This is a genomic window from Mesorhizobium sp. Cs1321R2N1 (genome assembly GCF_037179725.1).
Lineage (GTDB): Bacteria > Pseudomonadota > Alphaproteobacteria > Rhizobiales > Rhizobiaceae > Mesorhizobium > Mesorhizobium salmacidum.
Genome location: NZ_JAPYKP010000031.1, coordinates 1 through 20,407 on the forward strand (window position 1 = coordinate 1; position 20,407 = coordinate 20,407).

A 20,407-nucleotide genomic window follows, 5' to 3' on the forward strand; every position below is an offset into this window, starting at 1 on the left:
GGGGCGGTTGCCGCTGCCGGGGTTTTGGCCTGCACCGGTGTCAAGAAGGCGCCGCCGACGACCCCGCCGCGAATGATCATCGGACTCTGCGGGAGGACGTGCCTCGCCTCGGCCTTGTCCGGAATTGCCGCCACCTTTTCATCGGTGACGTCAGGCTCACCGAGCGCAACGACGGACACCACGTCGCTCGCCTTGCCGTCGGTCGCCTTCAGCGCAAGGATGGAGGGCGTCGAGGCCGGCGCGTCGGGAAAGACCAGCGACGAGGCCTGAGCCCCGCCAGCCGTAGCAGCCAGACTGATAGCAAGCGTTCCCCAGATACGCATAGACACTGAAATAGCTCCCCATTGCCCAGAAGCCGCACGATAGTGCCCGGCGATTGATACCGGCTTTCATGGAAACATAGCATTTTAGGAATTGATGAATTGCCAATGCCCGCTTGCCCCGGCGACGCTGTCGTACTACGCAGCCGGCATCCGCGAGGTGACGAGAGTGGCTGAAATACTTGCCGTCGGCGAAGCGATGGAACCGGCGTTGGTGCTGCTTGAGGGCGGCGATGTCGTCGCCATTCCGACCGAGACCGTCTATGGACTGGCCGGCGACGCCACCAACGGCATTGGCGTGGCGCGCATTTTCGAAGCCAAGGGGCGGCCGCGTTTCAATCCGCTGATCGCCCATGTCGCCGACATGGCGATGGCCCAGCGCATTGCCTCGTTCGATCCGCTGTCGAAGAAGCTCGCGCTTGCCTTCTGGCCGGGTCCGCTGACGCTGGTGCTGCCGCAGCGCCCCGGCAACGGCATTCATCCTCTGGTCACCGCCGGGCTCGACACGATCGCCTTGCGCATGCCGAGGGGTTTTGGCGGTGACCTGATCGCCAGGCTTGGCCGACCGCTTGCGGCACCCAGCGCCAATTCATCCGGCAAGATCAGCGCGACGACGGCGCAAGCGGTGGCGGCGGATTTAGGGGCGCGTATCAAGCTGGTGGTCGATGGCGGCGCAACACCGGTCGGGCTGGAATCGACCATCGTCAAGGCCGAAGGCGAGAGGTTGCGCCTGCTTCGGCCCGGTGGCATTGCCGCAGGGGAAATCGAGGCGGCCATCGGCATCGACCTGCTGCGCGGCGGCGCTGCCGGCGTCGAAGCGCCGGGCATGCTGGCCTCGCACTACGCGCCGGGTGCCGCGGTGCGGCTCAATGCGCGGGCGATCGTCGAGGGCGAAGCGCTGCTCGGCTTTGGCGACCAAAGAGCGGAAGGCTGGCGCGGCGCAACCGCTTTCCTCAACCTGTCGGTTTCAGGCGACCTGCGTGAAGCGGCAAGCAATCTCTTCGCCTACATGCAGGACCTCGACCGCAGCGGCGCGCGCACCATCGCGGTCGAGCCGATTCCCTTTGACGGGCTCGGCGAGGCGATCAACGACCGGCTCTCCCGTGCCGCCGCTCCTCGTGACAACGCACAGCCCTCGACGTAGTTTTGCCACATGACCGAGACCGCAAAGACACTCGATCCCGCTCTCATCGATCGTTTCGCGGCGATCGTCGGTGAGAAATATGCGCTGCGCGACCAGCAGGACATTGCGCCTTATCTGATCGAGCGACGCGGCCTCTGGCATGGCGCGACGTCCCTGGTGCTGCGGCCGGGCAGCGTCGACGAGGTCAGCCGGATCATGCGGCTGGCGACAGAGACCGGAACGCCAATCGTGCCGCAAAGCGGCAACACCGGGCTGGTCGGCGCGCAGGTGCCGGACAAATCCGGCCATGAAATCGTCCTGTCGCTGGCACGGCTGAACCGCATCCGCGAGATCGATGTCCTGTCGAACACGGTCACGGTCGAGGCCGGTGTCATCCTGCAGACCTTGCAGGAAGCGGCCGGCGCCGCCGACCGGCTGTTCCCGCTCTCGCTCGCCGCGCAAGGCTCCTGCCAGATCGGCGGCAATCTGTCGTCCAATGCCGGCGGCACCGGCGTGCTTGCCTATGGCAATGCGCGCGAACTCTGCCTCGGCGTCGAGGTGGTGCTGCCGACCGGCGAGGTGTTCGACGATTTGCGCAAGCTGAAGAAGGACAATACCGGCTACGACCTCAAGAACCTGTTCGTCGGCGCCGAAGGCACGCTCGGTATCATCACCGCCGCCGTGCTCAAACTGTTTCCGAAGCCGAAGGGGCGCGACGTCGCCTTCGTCGGCCTGTCGTCGCCCGAGGCCGCTCTTTCCCTGTTCAGCCTGGCCATGGACCGCGCCGGGGCAGCGCTCACCGCCTTCGAACTGATCGGCAAGCGGCCATACGATTTCACGCTGGCGCATGCCCCGGGCGTGACGCGGCCGCTGATGGAGGATTGGCCCTGGTATGTGCTGATGCAGATATCGTCCGGCCGCTCATCGGAGGATTCTCGGGCGCTGATCGAGGACGTGCTTTCCGCGGGCCTCGAGCAGGAATTCGTCGGCGACGCGGTCATCGCCGCCAGCCTCGGGCAGGGCGACGCCTTCTGGGATTTCCGCGAGCTGTTGCCCGAGGCGCAGAAGCCGGAAGGCGCTTCGATCAAGCACGACATTTCAGTGCCGATCGCATCGATACCGCGCTTCATCGCGGAGGCCGCTGGCGCGGTAGCCTCGGTCAGTGATGGCGCCAGAGTGGTCTGTTTCGGCCATATGGGAGACGGCAACCTCCACTATAACATCTCGCGGCCCGTCGACGGCGACGACGAGGCGTTTCTGGCGCTCTATCATGCCATGAACAAGGCCGTGCATGACGTGGTGCGCAGCCTGCATGGTTCGATCTCGGCAGAGCATGGCATCGGTCAGTTGAAGCGCGACGAACTGATCGCCACCGCGCCGCCGATGGCCATCGATCTGATGCGCCGGGTAAAGGCTGCCTTCGATCCGGCCGGCATCATGAATCCTGGTAAGGTTATCTGATCCTTTCAACATCTTGTGGCTGGTGGCATTCCGATAACCATCCCTGAGATCAGCAAAATTTAACCGACTTTCTTAAGCGCGGCGGTAAGGAGCCGGCGCTACTGTTTCCCCATAACGAGGCCGGGAAAACTGGCCCGGAGAGAACCGGACACCGGCTCTCAGGAGACAGACAGGAAGGCGCTCTATGAACGTGAACACTGGACTGAAGCCAGTCTGGGCGGGACGCAACATGCGTCTCGACCCATTCCGCCTGCCGCAGGTGGTGAGCTACGCGACACGCGACGATTATGGCGACGTGACCTTTACCATCGACCAGCGTGGCGCCGTGATCCGCCGCCTGCTCGAGATGAGCGGCCTGCCGGCGATCATTGTGCTGCCCGCCAATGCATTTCGCGGTGTCGCCGCTCGTGCGATGGAGGATCCGGAAGGCAATGTCACGGTGACCCTTGAACTCCTGCACAACGATCCGATGTTGTCGGTGCCGCTGCTGGTGGCTGACGATCTCGAAGACGTCGCCGCCGACTGGCGCGCCTGGGCCGATGCCTACCGCCTGCCGATGCTGTTGATCGAATCCGACGGCGTCGCCCGCACCCTGGAAGAGTCGCTCGGCGCCGCCATCAAGACATTGCCGCCGCAGGACCGCCGCAAAGGCCGTGTTTCGACCATGCGCCGCCCGCGCTTCCTTGCCCGCCGCAGGGCTGGTGACCTCGGCCTCAGGCTGGTCATCGACGGCCAGGAGATCATTGCGCGCGAGTGAGACCTGGCTCCCCTTCTTCCCGTAACGGGGAGGAGGGGAAAAAGCCGCTACACCAGCGGCTTCAGCGCCACCCATAGCGCGCCGCCGATCAGGCCGAGGAAGATCAGCCAGCCGACCTGGTTGTTCGACCGGAACAGCCGCAGGCATTGGTCCGGATCGTCGATATCCAGCACCGCGATCTGCCGGGCCATATGGGCACCGGCCGCTATCAAGCCAGCCAGCGCCACCACCGGGGTCTGCGCCGAGGCGAAGGCGATGGCGAAGCAGATCAGCGTACCGCCATAAAGCCCAGCGAGCCACGCTTTGGTGTTGTCGCCGAACAACCGCGCCGTCGAACGCACGCCGACAATGGCGTCGTCATCCTTGTCCTGGTGCGCATAGATCGTGTCGTAGCCGATCACCCACAGGATCGAACCGATATAGAGCATGATGGCGGGGCCATCGAGATCACCGAACTCGACCGCCCATCCCATCAGCGCGCCCCAGGAAAAGGCAAAGCCGAGAAACAGTTGCGGCCAGTTGGTTATCCGCTTCATGAATGGGTAGACGGCCACGATCGCGAGCGAGCAGACGCCGAGCAGGATGGCGAAGCTGTTGAACTGCAGGAGCACCGCCAGGCCGACCAGGGCTTGTAGGACAAGAAACAGCCAGGCCCGCCGGCGCGTGGTCTGGCCGGATGGCAGCGGGCGTGAGCGGGTGCGTTCGACCTGGTTGTCGATGTCCTCGTCGACAACGTCGTTATAGGTGCAGCCGGCGCCACGCATGGCAATGGCGCCAATCAGGAACAGCACGAGATAGAGTGGCGCCGGCAACAGCGAAAGCAGCGGGTCGCCAGGCCGGGGATAGGCGCTCGCCGCCAGTGCGGCCGACCACCAGCATGGCCACAAAAGCAACTGCCAGCCGATCGGCCTGTCCCACCGTGCAAGCTGTGCATAAGGCCAGACCGCGCGCGGCAGCACGCGGTAGACCCAATGGCGGTTCGGCGCATCGGAGACGCGGCCCTGGGACGCTTTCGACTGGACAGGTTCCATTGGCATGGAGTGGCAGCAGCGGCGGAAACCGTCAAGCGGCAAGCAGGGCAGAGCGTCCGTCCACCCGTCAGGAGGTGAAGATGTCGCGTGTGGAAAACCAGACTTTCGCCACCTCGATGAAAGCTAGCGCCGCATTCGACACGCGCTGATGCGTATCGTGGGTGAGGATGATGCGCTGCATGGGCAGCGGATCCGATAGCGGTTTGCAGACGAGGCGCAAGCCGTCATAGCTGTGGTCGCCATGCGGGCGGGTATAGCTGACCGCGACGCCGAAGCCGTTCGCCACCATGCTGCGCTGGAGTTCGAACGAGCTTGTGCGCATGTCGGCGACGGGTGACAGGCCACGGCTGCGGAACAGGTCAAGCATATGCTGCCAGCTATGCGGCTGGTCGGTCGTGATCAGCGGGTAGGCGGCCAGATCCGCTAGGCTGACCTCCGGGCGGTCCGCCAGCGCATGGCCCGCCGGCAACAGCGCATGCGGCCGCAGCTCGTGCAGCAGGATGCGGGCGAAATGCGACGGCAGGCCGAGATCGTAGCTGAGGCCGAGATCGACGGCGGCGTCCCCCAGGCGTCGCCCGAGCGTCTCGAACGTCTCGTCGCGGACGATGACGGCGACCGCTGGATGGCGTTCGGAGAAGGCGCGGATGAGGCCCGGCGCGAAATAGGGCGCCAGATCCTCGAAGCAGCCGAGCACCAGCTCGCCGCCGATCGCCGAGTTGACCTTCCCCAAGCCCAGGAGTTCGTCTGTCTCGGCAAGAACCTGCTTTGCCTTTGCCACGGCGGCACGACCGAAGGAGGTCAGCGAGACACCGCTTCCACGCTGGCGCACGAACAGTTTCTGGCCGAAATCCTTTTCGATGGCGTCGATCGCCACCGAAATAGACGGTTGCGAAATGTTGAGCGCCCGGGCCGCGCCCGTGACGCTGCCATGGCGGGCGACGGCGACGAGATAGCGTAGCTGGGTGAGCGTCAGACTCATAGTTCAAACCTATGTGTCGGATGAGAAGTTATTATTTTACTGAATGAGCGGCCGTTGCGATAGTCGCCTCGATCCTGAAAGTGAGGACAACATGGCTTCCCAACCCGCTCCACCGGCAATGGACACCGAAATCATCGATGCGCGGACAATCTCCGACTACCAGCGCGACGGTGCGGTCTGTGTCCGCGGCGCCTTCAAGGGCTGGGTCGACACGATCGCCGCCGGCATCGAGCGCAACATGCAGAACCGCAGCGCCACGGCGTCCGACATTGCCAATGGCCGCGGCAGCTTTTTCGACGATTACTGCAATTGGGAGCGCATCCCCGAATTCGTAAAGGTGGTGCGAGAATCGCCCGCGGCGCGACTGGCAGCCGCGGTGATGCGGTCGCGCACCGCGCAGTTCTTCCACGACCATGTTCTGGTCAAGGAACCTGGCACGCAGAAGCCGACGCCGTGGCACCAGGACATTCCCTATTATTTCGTCGACGGCCAGCAGACGGTGAGCTTCTGGATCCCTATCGATTCGGTGAAGGAGGCGACGCTGCGTCTGATCGCCGGCTCGCACAAATGGGACAAGATGATCCTGCCGGTACGCTGGCTGGACGACGGCAATTTCTACGGCGCCGAGGGTGATTATCGTCCGGTGCCCGATCCCGACAACGATCCATCGATGAAAGTCATCGAGTGGGAGATGGAGCCGGGCGACGCCATCCTGTTCGACTTCAGGACGGCGCACGGCGCGCGTGGCAATATGACCGCGGCCCGGCGCCGGGCGCTGTCGCTGCGTTGGGTCGGCGACGATGCCCATTATGTCGAGCGGCCGGGCCGCACCTCGCCGCCCTACCATGGTCATGGCATGCAGCCGGGGCAGAAGCTGCGCGAGGATTGGTTCCCGGTGGTCCACCAGGGCTGAACGAGAGCCAGAATAGGGGCGCTGGCGGCCTGCGCCCCCTATTCGACAGGCATAACGTTTCCGTGCGCAATTCAGATCAATCCACCCTGATGCCTTGACCCGTCGTTCAGAGAGCAATAGCGGGTTGTTTTCTCTATGGGATAGTCGGCATCAAGAGGTGGCCATGAACGTTCTTCTTCTCGGCTCCGGCGGCCGCGAACATGCGCTGGCCTGGAAGATCGCCGCTTCGCCGCTGCTGACCAAGCTCCATGCGGCTCCAGGCAATCCGGGCATCGGCGCCGAGGCCGAACTGGTGAAGCTCGATATCGCCGATCATGCCGCCGTAGCGGCCTTCTGCGGCGAGAAAAAAATCGATCTCGTCGTGGTCGGTCCGGAAGGGCCGCTGGTGGCCGGTATCGCAGATGATCTGCGCGCCGAAAACATCCGCGTCTTCGGGCCTTCGAAGGCCGCCGCGCGCCTGGAAGGCTCGAAGGGTTTCACCAAGGATCTCTGCGCCCGCTACAACATCCCGACCGCCGCCTATGGCCGGTTCGGCGATCTGGCCTCCGCCAAGGCCTATGTCGAGAAGATGGGTGCGCCGATCGTCATCAAGGCCGACGGGCTCGCAGCCGGCAAGGGTGTCACCGTCGCCATGACAATGGATGAAGCACAGGCGGCACTCGATGCCTGTTTCGATGGGTCGTTCGGCGCCGCAGGCGCGGAGGTGGTGATCGAGGAATTCATGACCGGCGAGGAGGCGAGTTTCTTCTGCCTCTGCGACGGCACAACGGCGCTTCCCTTCGGCACCGCGCAGGACCACAAGCGCGTCGGCGACGGCGATGTCGGTCCCAACACCGGCGGCATGGGCGCCTATTCGCCGGCCCCGGTGATGACGCCTGACATGATCGAGCGCACCATGCGCGAGATCATCGACCCGACCATGCGCGGCATGGCCGATCTCGGCGCGCCTTTCGCCGGCATTCTGTTCGCCGGGCTGATGATCACGGAAAACGGGCCGAAGCTGATCGAATACAACACCCGCTTCGGCGATCCTGAATGCCAGGTGTTGATGATGCGGCTGAAGGACGATCTTGTGGTGCTGCTCAATGCCGCCGTCGACGGCCAGCTTGCGCATACCTCCGTGCGCTGGCGCGACGAGGCGGCGCTGACCGTTGTGATGGCGGCGAGGGGGTATCCCGGCACGCCGGAGAAAGGCTCCGTCATCCGCGGCGTCGAGGACGCCGCGGGGGAAGGCGTCCAGATTTTCCATGCCGGTACAGCCATCAATGGCGGCGCGCTGGTCGCCAATGGCGGCCGTGTGCTCAACGTGACGGCGACCGGCGCCACCGTTGGCGAGGCGCAGGCGCGGGCCTATGCCGCGCTTGACCGGATCGACTGGCCTGACGGGTTCTGTCGCGGCGACATCGGCTGGCAGGCCGTGGCGCGCGAGCAGGCAGGCTGAACTCCGACCGGGTGGCGGCTACCGCTGGCCGCGGTCGAGGGTTGTCGAAGCGGTGCTGACCGGGTCGGCGGCCGCTGCGAAAGCGGCGTCGAGTTGCTCGGGTGAACGCTGCCCGGCCCGCTTCCAGGCGACATATTGGACAATACCGAAGCCCGGCCGTCGCGGCACCGTCTTCACGACAGGCATGCGGAATCCGTCGCGGAATTTCGACCAGCGCGAACCGAGCACGGCGGCCATTTCCTCGAATGTCGGCGGCATCGCCACATCGGCATAGATGATGGTCGCTTTGCCGGCCAGGGCAGCTTCCCGCGAGAGCGGCACCGGCACGTTGGCAAGATAATCGGGAGGCACGTCGATCAGGCCGCCGAAAGGCCATTGCTGGCGCAGCGTGACGGCATCCGTGGGCGCCACGTTGACGTCGATGTTGTCGGGCGTGCCGGCAACCCTGTAGGGGCAACGGAAGCGCCCGCAATTGGCCTGCGCCGAAAACTGCCAGAGCGCGTAGCCTTGCCAGTTGCCCATCGGAAAATGCACGTCGATGTCGGGCTTGTAGCGCGCGTACCACAGAGGCAGCCGCGACAGGAGCCGGTATTTGTAGCGGTTGTCGGCGATATATTGGGCGGTCTTGCCATTGGTGTAGAGCACCGGGAAGCGTCCGACGCGCCGATGCACCTGGCGCGCGAACTCCTCGGCGTCATCGAGCGACATCCATTGCGAGGGATCGTTGCCCTCGAGGTCGAGAGCCATCAGATCATCCGGCGCGGGGTCGGCGAAATCGAGGAAATTGTTGGCCTGCTCGACCGGATTGCCGGGACGGGCGAGATGATAGGCGCCCCATTTCATGCCGAGCGCCTTGGCCACGACCCTGCGTGTCTGGAACAATTCGCGCGTCACCGCGTGGCGTTTCCACAGCGCCTTGCACAGCTTCACGTCGGTGTCGCCGCCGAAACAGAAGTAGGGCGGCGGCATGCCGTCGGACGCCTTGTTGATGAAAGCGACGATGCGTTTGTCGGTGGCAAGCCGGGCCCAGTCGATGGAATTGTACTCGTAGGCATCGACCACCAGGGCACGGTCGGCACTCTTCCACGGCTCGGAAAAGTCCGAAGCCTTTGCCGCCGTCGACAGCCCCATCGTCGCCGCAAGAGCGAGAAGCGCTGTGCGGCGAAGGAAACACGCCGTCCTTTTCAAACAGGGAATCCCCGTTGATCAAAGGCAAATCCTGGACCGCTATGGTTAAGGAAATGCTTCTCGGGAGATTGGTGTCCGGCTGGAGGGGAAGCGCGGCCATTCTCGGCCAATGGTGGTTCGGCAATTTACCAACTAGTATGAGCAGCAAAGTCGAATTGATGCATAGAGGAGGCAGCACCATTGAGCAATGACAAGCAAATAACAGGTAATATTGGCGTTTTTCATGCGGCCCGTGAATTGTCGAGGTCCGGTTGGAACGTCATGCTTACGGTCCGCAACGCCAAAGGAGCTGACTTGTTTGCTATTTCGGCAGACGAGAGCATCATGCGTCCGATTCAGGTCAAGGCCCACGCAAAAAAGCCACAGGATACACATTTAGGCCTTGAGCCGGAGAGCTATATTACACCGTGGTGGGTCTTTATAGCGTTTGCGCTTAGCCCAGAACCGGTGTGCTACGTGATTTCGTTAGCAGAGATTCGCGATCGCATGGGACGCGATCCGGGTATCCGATCAGGGAAACCTGAACACCAGCGGCTCTTCTGGCTGCACCGTCGCTATTATACCCCCGGATCAGATTACGAGATGGTCGAGGCGCGCAATGCTTGGCATCGTCTCGGACAGCCTCGGTAAGTTTGAAGCCTTGCCGGCCAACGCAGTCGCAACGCAAAATTCGCGTGACAAATTTTGACGTTTACGTAAAAAGAAAATGGAGGCCGCCCAAAGGCGGATGGTTTTGCGGCGGCACTGGCTCTAGGGTCGGTAAGGCCGGTGCATCAGGAGGATCGAGCGGCATGTATCGAGCACCGGTCGGGGATATTGCGTTCACCCTGAAGCACGTCGCCGGCATGAAATCGGCCATCGATGCCGGTGCGTTCGGCGATCTCGGCGAGGATCTGGTCGATGCCGTCCTTGGCGAAGCCGGCCGCTTCGCCACCGAGGAGGTGGCACCCCTTTATAAGATCGGCGACGAACGAGGCGCCGTGTTGAAGGACGCGGTCGTCACCACCCCGCCGGGCTGGAAGGAACTCTATCGCCGCTGGATCGAAGGCGGCTGGAACGCGCTCTCCGGGCCGGAAGAGTATGGCGGTCAGGCCCTGCCGACCATGCTCGGCGTCGCCGCGCTCGAAATGTGGAATTCGGCCGCCATGGCCTTCGGCATCGGTCCGACGCTGACCATGGGTGCGGTCGAAGCGCTCGATAAACACGCCTCTGAGGACCTCAAGGCCAAATATCTCGCAAAGCTCGTCTCCGGCGAATGGATGGGCACGATGAACCTGACCGAGGCGCAGGCCGGATCGGACCTCGCCGCCCTGCGCAGCCGCGCCGAGCCGGCCGGCGACGGCACCTACCGCATCTTCGGCCAGAAGATATTCATCACCTATGGCGAGCACGATTTCACCGACAACATCGTCCACCTGGTGCTGGCGCGGCTGCCCGATGCACCGGCCGGAACGCGCGGCATCTCGCTGTTCCTGGTGCCGAAATTCCTGGTCGGCGACGATGGCACGCTGGGTGCGCGCAACGACGTCTTCTGTTCCGGGCTCGAGCACAAGCTCGGCATCCATGCCTCGCCGACCTGCACCATGATCTATGGCGACGGTTTCCAGGGTGCCCAACCCGGCGCCATTGGCTGGCTGATCGGCGAGGAGAACAAAGGCCTCGCCTGCATGTTCACCATGATGAACAATGCGCGGCTTTGCGTCGGCATGCAGGGCGTCGCTGTCGCGGAAGCCGCGACCCAGAAAGCGATCGCCTATGCCAATGAGCGCCGTCAGGGCAAGGCGGCAAGCTTTGGTGGCACCGGCATGGCGCCGATCGTCCATCACCCGGACGTGCAGCGCAATCTCCTGACCATGAAGGCGCTGACACAGATCGCCCGCGCCATCAGCTATTCCTGCGCCCACGCCATCGATCTCGCGCGCGCAACGTCCGACGACGAGGCGGCGCATTGGCGCGACCGTGCCAATCTCTTGACGCCGCTCGCCAAGGCCTTTTCCACCGATATCGGCGTAGAGGTCGCCTCGCTTGGCGTCCAGGTGCATGGCGGCATGGGCTTCATCGAGGAAACGGGTGCGGCAGCCCTCTATCGCGACGCCCGTATCGCGCCGATCTATGAAGGCACCAACGGCATCCAGGCGATCGATCTGATGATGCGCAAGCTGCCGCTTGGTGGCGGCGAGCACGTGCATGGCTATATCGACGAACTGGCTGGTATTGCCAATGCGGTGCGAACGTCGAACCTCGAAGGGTTTGGCCGCACCGCTGACGCTCTCGATAAGGCGCTCTCCGATTTAACGCAAGCAACGCGCTTCCTGCAGAAATCGTCGGCCGACGGCCGGACGGAGGAGGCGCTGGCGGGTGCGACGCCTTATCTCAGGCTGATCTCGCTGGCCGCCGGCGGCGCCTATCTGGCGCGGGCCGCTCTTGCCGACCAGGGCCGCATCGCGCTTTGCCGCTTCTTCGCCGAAAACCTGCTTGGCGAAGTCAGCGCTTTGAAGGAGCGCGTCATCGGCGGCGCCGAAAGCCTGGCTGCTGCCGGCAAGGCGCTGATTTCTGCCTGACCTTCACAAGGAAAAGACCGTGACAGACCACATCCTCGTCGAGCGCCAGGGCGCCATCCAGATCATCCGCATGAACCGCCCGGACAAGAAGAACGCCCTGACGCGCGCCATGTATGCCAAGATGTCGACGGCCCTTGCCGAAGGAGACGCCGATCCGGCGGTCCGCGTTCATGTCTTTCTCGGTGTGCCCGGCGCCTTCTCATCCGGCAACGACCTTGCCGACTTCATGGTGGTGGCCACCGGCGGCGATGGTGGCACGGAAGTCTGGGATTTCCTGCTGGCATTGGCCCGGGTCGAAAAACCCATCGTCTCTGGCGTCGACGGCATCGCGGTCGGCATCGGCACCACGATCAACCTGCATTGCGATCTGACCTTCGCCACGCCACGCACCGTGTTCCGCACGCCCTTCGTCGATCTCGGCCTCGTGCCGGAGGCTGGATCGAGCCTTTTGGCGCCGCGCATCCTGGGTCAGCAAGCTGCGTTTGCGCTGCTTGCCCTCGGCGAAGGCTTCTCGGCCGAGCGCGCGAAGGCCGCTGGAGTGATCTACGAGGTGGTCGAGGAGGGCGCTCTGGAGGCCTCGGTCCTCTCGGCAGCCGGCCAGATCGCGGCCAAGCCCCCGCAGGCTCTCAAGATCGCGCGCGACCTGATGCGCGGCTCACGCGACGATCTGGTTGCACGCATCGGAGTGGAGAGCGAGCATTTCCGTGAGCGGCTGAAATCCGATGAGGCGCGCGCGGCCCTCACGGCATTCATGACCAGGAAAAAGGGCTGAACCTTACCCTTTCAGGGATAAAGCCTCGTCTTGCTCCAACCACCATCGGCGTCGCGTGAGAAGACCACTCGGTCATGCAGCCGGAACGGCCTGTCGTGCCAGAATTCGATCGTCTTCGGCACGATGCGGAAGCCCGACCAGTGCTTGGGCCGTGGAATCTCGCCGATCGCGTAGCGCGCTGTGTATTCCGCGACCGCCTTTTCCAGGGCAAAGCGGCTTTCCAGCGGCCGCGACTGCTTCGAGGCCCAGGCGCCGATGCGGCTGCCGCGGGGCCGCGTCGCGTAATAGCTGTCGGCCTCGGCGTCGCTGACGATTTCCACCGGACCGCGAATGCGGATCTGGCGGCGCAACGATTTCCAGTGGAAACACATCGCCGCCTTCATGCTGCCTAGAATCTCCTGGCCCTTGGCGCTTTCGAAATTCGTGTAGAACACAAAGCCGCTTTCATCGAACCCCTTGAGCAGCACCATCCGTACGTCCGGCATGCCCTCGGCATCGACGGTCGCCAGCGCCACGCCGTTGGCATCGTTGATTTCGCTCTTGGTGGCGTCGTCCAGCCAAGCGGCAAAGAGGCGAAACGGCTCGGCCGCTTCGGTAAAGTCACTGGTTGTTAACGCTGTGTCACTCATAGTTTTTCTCAAATTGTCACGAGATCAGGGAGGTTGCCGATTGTCGCGTATCGCGCAAGCTTTTGACAGCAGGCAATGGAGCGTTATCGCTTCAGCCAGCGCGAAAGCGGCGATCGTGGCAATCGCCCTGCCGCTTGCTGGCTGCGGTGCGGGCGGCTTCAGCCTGGACAAAGCCGAAGTCGACCGCTCGATCCTGACCAGCAGCACATCGGCTTCGGCCAAGCCGGCCGATTCGGATCGCGACTCCGACCAGACGACGATCGGCAATGCGGTATCCTCCGCCGACATCGAGCAACTCAGTGGCCAGGCAGTGCCTTGGGCGAATGCCGGCACCGGCTCGCGCGGCTCCATCACGGAACTGGCGGAATTGAAGGACAGCGGCCAGACCTGCCGCCGCTTCAGGGCTTCGCGCGAGAGCTTTGACGGCGTTGCCATGTTCGAGGGCGAACTCTGTCTTGCCAGTGCCGGCGGCTGGCGCATGCAGGGCTTCAAGGCACTCTGATTTTCCGGCCTTGATATGACGCACCGCTACTGGAATTTCTTCCTATGCGAGCGCATATAGGGGGCAAGTATGGACTCACTCCTTTTCCAGGGCAGGAAGCATGCGCGACCCCTATGAGGTGCTGGGCGTTGCAAAGAACGCATCGGCCAAGGACATAAAATCGGCGTACCGGAAACTCGCCAAGAAGCATCATCCGGACCAGAATCCGAATGATCCCAAGGCGAAGGACCGTTTTGCCGCGGCCAATCAGGCCTACGAGGTCATCGGCGACGAGAAGAGCCGTGCCGCTTTCGATCGTGGCGAGATCGATGCCGACGGCAAGCCGCGTTTCCAGGGTTTTGAAGGTGCGGCCGGCGGCGGCGACCCCTTTGCCGGGTTTCGCCGCCAGCAACAGGGCGCCGGCGGCTCGCGATTCGAGTTCCGCTCGGGCCGCCCCGGTGGCGATCCGTTCGACGGCAACAGCGACATCTTCAGCCAGATTTTCGGCGATGCCTTTTCAGGCGCGCGCGGGCCAGGCGCAGGCGACCGCCGCCAGCCGGCGACATCAGCTGACCTGAACGTCACGCTCGACGTCACCATCGAGGAAGCTGCGAACGCCGAAAAGGTCACGGCGATGTTCCCGGATGGCCGCAAGGTGGCGGTCAAGCTGCCGGCCTATGTCGAGGATGGCCAGACCATCCGGTTGAAAGGCCAGGGCGAGCAGGGACCGGGTCAGCCCGGCGACGCACTGGTCAAGATCCACATCCGCCGCCATCCGCGCTACCGCATCGAGGGTCGCGACCTGCACGCCGACCTGCCGGTTTCGCTGGCCGATGCGGTGCTGGGCGCCAAGGTGCCGGTCGAGACGCCGACCGGCAGGCTCGCTGTCAACGTTCCCGCCTGGTCGAGTTCCGACAAGGTCCTGCGGCTCAAGGGCAGGGGCTTGCCGGAGAAAGCCGGCGGCCATGGCGACCTCTATGCCCATGTGCGCATCATGCTGCCGGAAGGCGGTGACAGCGCGCTGGAATCGCTGTTGCGCGGCCAAAAAGGCTGATCAAGAGCTTTTGTCCCCCGAACTGTCCGGTTTGAACGCTTGAAGGGGCTGTGTGCCTGTGCGATAGGCACTCCACAAAGCAGAAACCTTGCGGAGAGCGCTGACATGGCGGGTGGACAGGGCCTAATGGCCGGCAAGCGCGGCCTTATTCTTGGCGTCGCCAATAATAGGTCGATCGCCTATGGCATTGCCAAGGCCTGCGTCGATCATGGCGCCGAGATCGCACTGACCTATCAGGGCGAAGCCTTCAAGAAGCGCGTCGAGCCGCTGGCGGCGGAACTGGGCGCCTTTGTCGCCGGCCATTGCGACGTCACCGATCCTGCGAGCTTGGACGAGGTTTTCGCCAATGTCGCCAAGCATTGGGGCAAGCTCGACTTCCTCGTCCACGCCATCGCTTTTTCCGACAAGGACGAGCTGACCGGCCGCTATGTCGAGACGACGCGCGACAATTTCCTGCGCACCATGGACATTTCGGTCTATTCCTTCACCACCATCGCCAAGCGCGCCGAAGCGCTGATGACCGAGGGCGGTTCGCTGCTGACGCTGACCTATTACGGCGCCGAGAAGGTGATGCCGCACTATAACGTCATGGGCGTCGCCAAGGCGGCGCTCGAGGCCAGCGTGCGTTACCTCGCGGTTGATCTCGGCGCCAAGAAGATCCGCGTCAACGCGATTTCCGCCGGGCCGATCAAGACGCTTGCCGCCTCCGGCATCGGCGATTTCCGCTACATCCTGAAGTGGAACGAATACAATTCCCCGCTGAAGCAGACAGTCACGCAGGAAGAAGTCGGCGATTCCGGCGTCTATTTCCTGTCCGACCTGTCGCGTGGCGTCACCGGCGAGGTGCACCATGTCGATTCCGGCTATCACGTCGTCGGCATGAAGGCGGTCGACGCGCCGGATATTTCGACGGTCAAGGATTAGTTCTCTCCGCTATCCTCCATCCAGGCCCTGGGCCGATCTTCGGAAGAGCTGATGTACCCGCTGGTTTATATCGTGCGCCACGGCCAGACCGCGTGGAACGCCGAGTTCCGGCTTCAGGGCCAGGCCGACACCGATCTCAATGCCCTCGGCCGCGAGCAGGCGACCGGAAACGGCCATCGGCTGACCGAACTCATCGGCGATCCCAACGAGTTCGACTTCGTCGCCAGCCCAATGAGGCGGACGCGCGAGACGATGGAACGCATCCGCGCCGCCATGAAGCTCGATCCGCTCGCCTATCGAACCGATATCAGGCTCATTGAAGTCAATTTCGGCGATTGGCAGGGCTTTACATTTGCCGAACTCGATACGCGGTCTCCCGGGGCAAGCAGGACGCGTGCTCGCGACAAATGGAATTTTCAGCCGCCGGGCGAAGGTGCCGAGAGCTACCAGATGCTGCTTGAGCGGGTGAAGCCATGGTTCGACGAGATCGACCGCAAGACGATCTGTGTCACGCATGGCGGTGTCATGCGCGCCCTGTTTCGCTTCGTGCTTGATAGGCCCGAGGACGAGGCCGCGAACCTGGAGATACCGCACGATCGCGTGCTCAAACTTGAAGGCAACAGCCTGGAGTGGCTGTAGGATGCTGGCAAAGGCCAATTCCTAATGCATGTCGCCCAAAAGTGACCTCGGTTTTGGGGAAGACGACATGCACAAAAACAAGACCTAAAGCGTGTCGCATGAATCCATTTCGACGCGACGCGCTTTAGTTCGTGTCGCTGTCTCCCGGCAACTGCATGTCGGTGACGACGTTTTCGCCATCGGTCACATCGTAAGCGATGACGATGTCCATGCCTGGCTTCAGCGCGTCGAGATCGGTCTCGGCGTTCAGCTTGTAGGATTTGCCGTCATCAAGCGTCAGCGTCAACGCGTCCTTGTCGACCTTCTTGATCAGGCCTTCGGTCTGGCCGGCAAAGGCGGCGGTGGAGAGCAGCAGCGTGGCGGCAACAGCGCCAATCAGGGTACGCATAATCGTCCTCTTTGGTCATTGCGCCGGCCTGGGTGGCGGCGGATCCTCAACGGCGAATGGAGCAGAGCAGAAACCAACCGAATGTGTCAAAACTAAATCCGCCAGATCACAGTTTGACCACTGTGGAAAACGCCAATAGAAGGCTGGCTTCAGCCGGTTTCGATGCCGGGCAGGGCACTTTCCATGTCTCACAACACGTTTGGCCATCTTTTCCGCGTCACCACCTGGGGCGAGAGCCATGGCGCGGCGCTCGGCTGCGTGGTCGATGGCTGTCCGCCGGGTATTCGTTTCACGCGCGATGAAATCCAGGCCGAACTCGACAAGCGCCGACCCGGCCAGTCGCGCTTCGTCACCCAACGCCGCGAGCCGGACGAAGTGAAGATCCTCTCGGGCTTCGTCCTGGACGAGGACGGCGCGACAATGATCACCACCGGCACGCCGGTGTCGATGCTGATCGAGAATGTCGATCAGCGGTCGAAGGACTATGGTGAGATCGCCCGCCAGTTCCGGCCGGGCCATGCCGACTACACCTACGACGTCAAATACGGCATACGCGACTATCGCGGTGGCGGCCGCTCTTCGGCGCGCGAGACCGCAGCCAGGGTCGCCGCCGGCGCGCTCGCCCGCAAGGTGGTGCCGGGCATGGTGGTGCGCGGCGCGTTGGTGTCGATGGGCGAAAAGTCGATCGATCGCGCCAACTGGAACTGGAATTTCATCGGCGACGCGGAAAATCCGTTCTTCACCCCCGATCCCGCTTCCGTTCCTGTTTTCACGCAATATCTCGACGGCATCCGCAAGGCCGGCTCCTCGGTCGGCGCGGTGATCGAGATCGTCGCTGACGGCGTGCCTCCCGGCCTCGGCGCGCCGATCTACGCCAAGCTCGACCAGGACATTGCCTCCGGCCTGATGTCGATCAACGCCGTCAAGGGCGTCGAGATCGGCAACGGCTTCGAGGCCGCCCGCATCACCGGGGAGCAGAACGCCGACGAGATGCGCATGGGCAATGACGGCAAGCCGGTGTTCCTGTCCAACAATGCCGGCGGCATCCTCGGCGGCATCTCCACCGGCCAGGCCATCGTCGCGCGCTTTGCCGTGAAGCCGACGTCGTCGATCCTGACGCCGCGCAAATCGATCGACAAGGACGGCAACGACGTGGAGGTGATGACCAAGGGTCGCCACGACCCTTGCGTCGGCATCCGCGCCGTGCCGATCGGCGAGGCCATGGTTACCTGCGCCATCGCCGACCACTATCTGCGGCACCGAGGACAGACAGGAAGGGGATAGGGGACTAAGCTTGGCTGCCACGCCGAAACGGCCAAATTTTCCTTTTCCCTACTCCCGCACTACCCTATTCCCCTACTCCCTGCGAGTGAAACGAGCGCTTTATGCCTTACGACCAGAAGAAAATCGTCGAAGCAATTCGGGCCTTCGAACGCGGCGAGATCGTCGTCGTCATGGACGATGACGGGCGTGAGAACGAGGGCGACCTGATTGTCGCCGCCGTCCACTGCACGCCGGAGAAGATGGCCTTCATCGTGCGCAACACGTCGGGCATCGTCTGTACGCCGATGCCGCGCGAGGAGGCCAAGCGGCTGAACCTCGCGCCGATGGTGGCCGACAATGATTCGGCCCACACGACCGCCTTCACCGTCAGCGTCGACTTCAAGCATGGCACCACGACAGGAATTTCAGCCGAAGACCGCACGCTGACCGTTCGCAACCTTGCCAACGGCAATGTCGGCGCCTCCGATTTCGTCCGCCCCGGCCACATCTTTCCGCTCATCGCGCGCGAAGGCGGCGTCTTGATGCGCTCGGGTCACACCGAGGCCGCGGTCGACCTCTGCAAGCTCGCCGGCCTGCCGCCGATCGGCGTGATCTCGGAACTGGTCAATGATGACGGCACCGTCAAGCGCGGCCCGCAGGTCGCGGCCTTCGCCGAGGAGCACGGTCTCAAGCAGGTATCGGTCGCCGACCTCATCGCTTACCGGCAGCGCAAGGAAACGCTGGTCGAGCGCGTCGCCTGTTCCGACATCGAGACGCTGGGTGGCAAGGCGCAGGTCTTCACCTACACGCTGCCCTGGGACACGATGCATCACGTCGCCATCGTCTTCGGCGATATCCGCGACGGCGAGGACGTGCCGGTGCGACTGCATTCGGAGGACGTCGTAACCGACGTGTTCGGCACCAGCCACCGCCTCGACGGCATCATGAAGGCGATGGGCGAACGCAAGCGCGGTGTCATCGTCTATCTGCGCGAGGGCTCGGTCGGCGTCGCCCACCAGGAGCGCAACCGGCCGGCGCCGGGCGATCGCGAGGACCATGAAGAGGCGCGCCGGCGCGAGAGCGAATGGCGCGAGATCGGCCTTGGTGCGCAGATCCTGAAGGATCTCGGCATTTCCTCCATCAACCTGATCGCCTCGCGCGAACGCCATTATGTCGGTCTCGAAGGGTTTGGCATCCACATCGCCAAGACCGAGATTATCTGAGCTCAAGAAATCCTGGCTGTCACTCGGCCGGGATTGCCGCCTCGCATCCTTCCCACTCGCATTCGTGGGTGGCGAGGCTGCGCTGGCCGAGCAGCACCGTGACCAGTGCGATAACGCCCGATGCCACCGAAACCCAGAACCCGTTCTGGGCGCCGAACGCATCCACCATCGCGCCGGCAGCGAACGAACCGAGCGCCATGCCGATGCCGATGCCGGTGGTCACCCAGGTGATGCCTTCGGTCAGCATCGTCTCAGGCACATGCCGTTCGATCAGGCCGAAGGCGGTGATGAAGGTCGGCGAGATCGCCACGCCGCTGATGAAGACAGTCAGCGCGAGCACGGGCACGGTGCTGGCGGTAAGCGGCAGCAGTGTGCCGAGCGCGACCAACGCGACCGCGATGGCGAGCTGGCGCTGCAGCGGTGCTTTCAGGTTGAGCGCGCCGATGATGATGCCGAGCACGAAGGAGCCCAGCGCATAGACGCCGATGACGAGACTTGCGGCGCCTGGCTGGCCGAGTTCCTTGGTGATCGCCACCGTGCTCACCTCCGTCGTCGCGAAAGTCGCGCCGATGAAGATCATGGCGAAGGTGATGATTTGAACCGGCCCCAGGCGGATAGCCGAGCCGGTTGAGCCATGGTCCACCGGTCGCACCTGCGGTTCGGTCGAACGCTGCAGGATGAAGGCTGTCGAGCCCAGGGCCAGGAACAGCGTGCTGACGAGCACGCCCGCTTCCGGGAACAGCGCGGCGCTGAGACCAACCGACAGCGATGCGCCGGCGATGTAGACCAGTTCGTCGGCCGCCGACTCGAAGGCGAAGGCGGTGTTCATCTCGGGCCGGCCCCGGAAAATCTCGGTCCAGCGCGCGCGTACCATGGCCGGCATGCTTGGCATCGCCGCGGCCAGCAATGCCGACACGAATAGCGTCCATACCGGCCAGTCCTGATTGGCCGATGCGATCAGGGCCGCGAATGCGAGCACGGAGATGATGGTGGTGGGGACGACAACCCGCGTCTGGCCGAGGCGGTCGACCAACCTCGATATTTGCGGCGCCAGGAAAGCATTGGCCAAGGCGAACGTCGCCGAAACCGCACCCGCCAGCCAGTATTCGCCACGCGTCTGCGACAGCATCGCCACGATGCCGATCGGCGCCATGGCGATCGGCAGGCGCGCCATGAAGCCGGCGGCGGCAAAGCCCCTGGCGCCAGGAGCGCGAAAGATTTCCGAGTAGGGGTTTTGCATGATCCTGTTCCTCGACAAGG

Annotated in this window: 21 protein-coding genes; 14 read left to right on the plus strand and 7 right to left on the minus strand. The window is 63.6% G+C overall.

The features are described 5' to 3' along the window. Positions 1–323 (minus strand): hypothetical protein (locus O7A61_RS11125; protein WP_337129859.1); only part of this gene is annotated, 323 nt, incomplete at its 3' end. Between the two features lie 166 nt (positions 324–489). Here O7A61_RS11125 and O7A61_RS11130 point away from each other — a divergent pair. From O7A61_RS11130 to O7A61_RS11140, 3 genes are all read left to right on the plus strand, one after another. Then, positions 490–1,464: an L-threonylcarbamoyladenylate synthase gene (locus O7A61_RS11130; protein WP_337129860.1), complete on the plus strand. Its 975-nt coding sequence runs from the start codon at positions 490–492 to the stop codon at positions 1,462–1,464. 9 nt (positions 1,465–1,473) lie between these two features. Beyond that, complete coding sequence (locus O7A61_RS11135; RefSeq protein WP_337129820.1) at positions 1,474–2,904, plus strand: FAD-binding oxidoreductase; 1,431 nt, start codon at positions 1,474–1,476, stop codon at positions 2,902–2,904. A 190-nt stretch (positions 2,905–3,094) separates the two neighbouring features. After that, positions 3,095–3,661 carry a DUF6101 family protein gene (locus O7A61_RS11140; RefSeq protein ID WP_149904078.1) on the plus strand — a complete coding sequence of 189 codons (567 nt, stop codon included), beginning with the start codon at positions 3,095–3,097 and terminating at the stop codon, positions 3,659–3,661. Between the two features lie 47 nt (positions 3,662–3,708). Here the strand turns inward: O7A61_RS11140 and ubiA are convergent, their stop codons facing one another. Together ubiA and O7A61_RS11150 are read right to left on the minus strand one after the other, a co-directional pair. Continuing rightward, positions 3,709–4,692 (minus strand): 4-hydroxybenzoate octaprenyltransferase, encoded by a 984-nt coding sequence (ubiA, locus tag O7A61_RS11145; protein WP_337129861.1) that lies wholly within the window; start codon positions 4,690–4,692, stop codon positions 3,709–3,711. Between the two features lie 67 nt (positions 4,693–4,759). After that, positions 4,760–5,671, minus strand: coding sequence for a LysR family transcriptional regulator (locus tag O7A61_RS11150; protein ID WP_337129821.1), 912 nt, complete (start codon positions 5,669–5,671; stop codon positions 4,760–4,762). 91 nt (positions 5,672–5,762) lie between these two features. Between O7A61_RS11150 and O7A61_RS11155 the strand changes: the two genes are divergently transcribed. Together O7A61_RS11155 and purD are read left to right on the plus strand one after the other, a co-directional pair. Continuing rightward, a complete protein-coding gene (locus O7A61_RS11155) occupies positions 5,763–6,584 on the plus strand; it encodes a phytanoyl-CoA dioxygenase family protein (RefSeq protein ID WP_337129822.1) in 822 nt (273 codons plus the stop codon). A 163-nt stretch (positions 6,585–6,747) separates the two neighbouring features. Further along, positions 6,748–8,025 (plus strand): phosphoribosylamine--glycine ligase, encoded by a 1,278-nt coding sequence (gene purD, locus O7A61_RS11160; protein WP_337129823.1) that lies wholly within the window; start codon positions 6,748–6,750, stop codon positions 8,023–8,025. A gap of 18 nt (positions 8,026–8,043) precedes the next feature. On the opposite strand, the gene O7A61_RS11165 is transcribed toward purD, so the two are convergent. Continuing rightward, positions 8,044–9,156, minus strand: coding sequence for a glycoside hydrolase family 25 protein (locus O7A61_RS11165; RefSeq protein ID WP_337129862.1), 1,113 nt, complete (start codon positions 9,154–9,156; stop codon positions 8,044–8,046). Between the two features lie 237 nt (positions 9,157–9,393). Between O7A61_RS11165 and O7A61_RS11170 the strand changes: the two genes are divergently transcribed. From O7A61_RS11170 to O7A61_RS11180, 3 genes are all read left to right on the plus strand, one after another. Further along, the gene (locus O7A61_RS11170) at positions 9,394–9,843 is read left to right on the plus strand and encodes a hypothetical protein (RefSeq protein ID WP_337129824.1); all 450 of its coding nucleotides are present in this window, start codon (positions 9,394–9,396) and stop codon (positions 9,841–9,843) included. A 161-nt stretch (positions 9,844–10,004) separates the two neighbouring features. Beyond that, positions 10,005–11,774, plus strand: a complete 1,770-nt coding sequence (locus O7A61_RS11175) for an acyl-CoA dehydrogenase family protein (protein ID WP_337129825.1) — start codon at positions 10,005–10,007, stop codon at positions 11,772–11,774. 19 nt (positions 11,775–11,793) lie between these two features. Next, positions 11,794–12,546, plus strand: coding sequence for a crotonase/enoyl-CoA hydratase family protein (locus O7A61_RS11180; RefSeq protein WP_337129826.1), 753 nt, complete (start codon positions 11,794–11,796; stop codon positions 12,544–12,546). A gap of 11 nt (positions 12,547–12,557) precedes the next feature. Here the strand turns inward: O7A61_RS11180 and pdxH are convergent, their stop codons facing one another. Beyond that, positions 12,558–13,175, minus strand: coding sequence for a pyridoxamine 5'-phosphate oxidase (gene pdxH / locus O7A61_RS11185; RefSeq protein ID WP_337129827.1), 618 nt, complete (start codon positions 13,173–13,175; stop codon positions 12,558–12,560). A 40-nt stretch (positions 13,176–13,215) separates the two neighbouring features. Here pdxH and O7A61_RS11190 point away from each other — a divergent pair, with 40 nt between their 5' ends. The 4 genes from O7A61_RS11190 to O7A61_RS11205 all read left to right on the plus strand — a co-directional run bounded on the left by O7A61_RS11190 (position 13,216) and on the right by O7A61_RS11205 (position 16,273). After that, on the plus strand, positions 13,216–13,677 hold the full coding sequence (locus O7A61_RS11190) for an RT0821/Lpp0805 family surface protein (RefSeq protein ID WP_337129828.1): 462 nt from the start codon (positions 13,216–13,218) through the stop codon (positions 13,675–13,677). A 100-nt stretch (positions 13,678–13,777) separates the two neighbouring features. Beyond that, positions 13,778–14,710: a J domain-containing protein gene (locus tag O7A61_RS11195; RefSeq protein WP_337129829.1), complete on the plus strand. Its 933-nt coding sequence runs from the start codon at positions 13,778–13,780 to the stop codon at positions 14,708–14,710. A gap of 105 nt (positions 14,711–14,815) precedes the next feature. Further along, the gene (fabI, locus tag O7A61_RS11200; RefSeq protein WP_015318818.1) at positions 14,816–15,634 is read left to right on the plus strand and encodes an enoyl-ACP reductase FabI; all 819 of its coding nucleotides are present in this window, start codon (positions 14,816–14,818) and stop codon (positions 15,632–15,634) included. Between the two features lie 51 nt (positions 15,635–15,685). Continuing rightward, positions 15,686–16,273 carry a histidine phosphatase family protein gene (locus tag O7A61_RS11205; RefSeq protein WP_337129830.1) on the plus strand — a complete coding sequence of 196 codons (588 nt, stop codon included), beginning with the start codon at positions 15,686–15,688 and terminating at the stop codon, positions 16,271–16,273. A 124-nt stretch (positions 16,274–16,397) separates the two neighbouring features. Here O7A61_RS11205 and O7A61_RS11210 read toward each other — a convergent pair whose 3' ends face one another. Further along, positions 16,398–16,661 (minus strand): DUF1344 domain-containing protein, encoded by a 264-nt coding sequence (locus tag O7A61_RS11210; protein ID WP_023783490.1) that lies wholly within the window; start codon positions 16,659–16,661, stop codon positions 16,398–16,400. A gap of 183 nt (positions 16,662–16,844) precedes the next feature. Between O7A61_RS11210 and aroC the strand changes: the two genes are divergently transcribed. Then, positions 16,845–17,945 (plus strand): chorismate synthase, encoded by a 1,101-nt coding sequence (gene aroC / locus O7A61_RS11215; protein ID WP_337129831.1) that lies wholly within the window; start codon positions 16,845–16,847, stop codon positions 17,943–17,945. A gap of 101 nt (positions 17,946–18,046) precedes the next feature. Further along, complete coding sequence (gene ribB / locus O7A61_RS11220) at positions 18,047–19,147, plus strand: 3,4-dihydroxy-2-butanone-4-phosphate synthase (RefSeq protein WP_337129832.1); 1,101 nt, start codon at positions 18,047–18,049, stop codon at positions 19,145–19,147. Positions 19,148–19,166: 19 nt separating this feature from the next. Here the strand turns inward: ribB and O7A61_RS11225 are convergent, their stop codons facing one another. Then, the gene (locus O7A61_RS11225) at positions 19,167–20,387 is read right to left on the minus strand and encodes an MFS transporter (RefSeq protein WP_337129833.1); all 1,221 of its coding nucleotides are present in this window, start codon (positions 20,385–20,387) and stop codon (positions 19,167–19,169) included. Between the last annotated feature and the right edge of the window lie 20 nt (positions 20,388–20,407).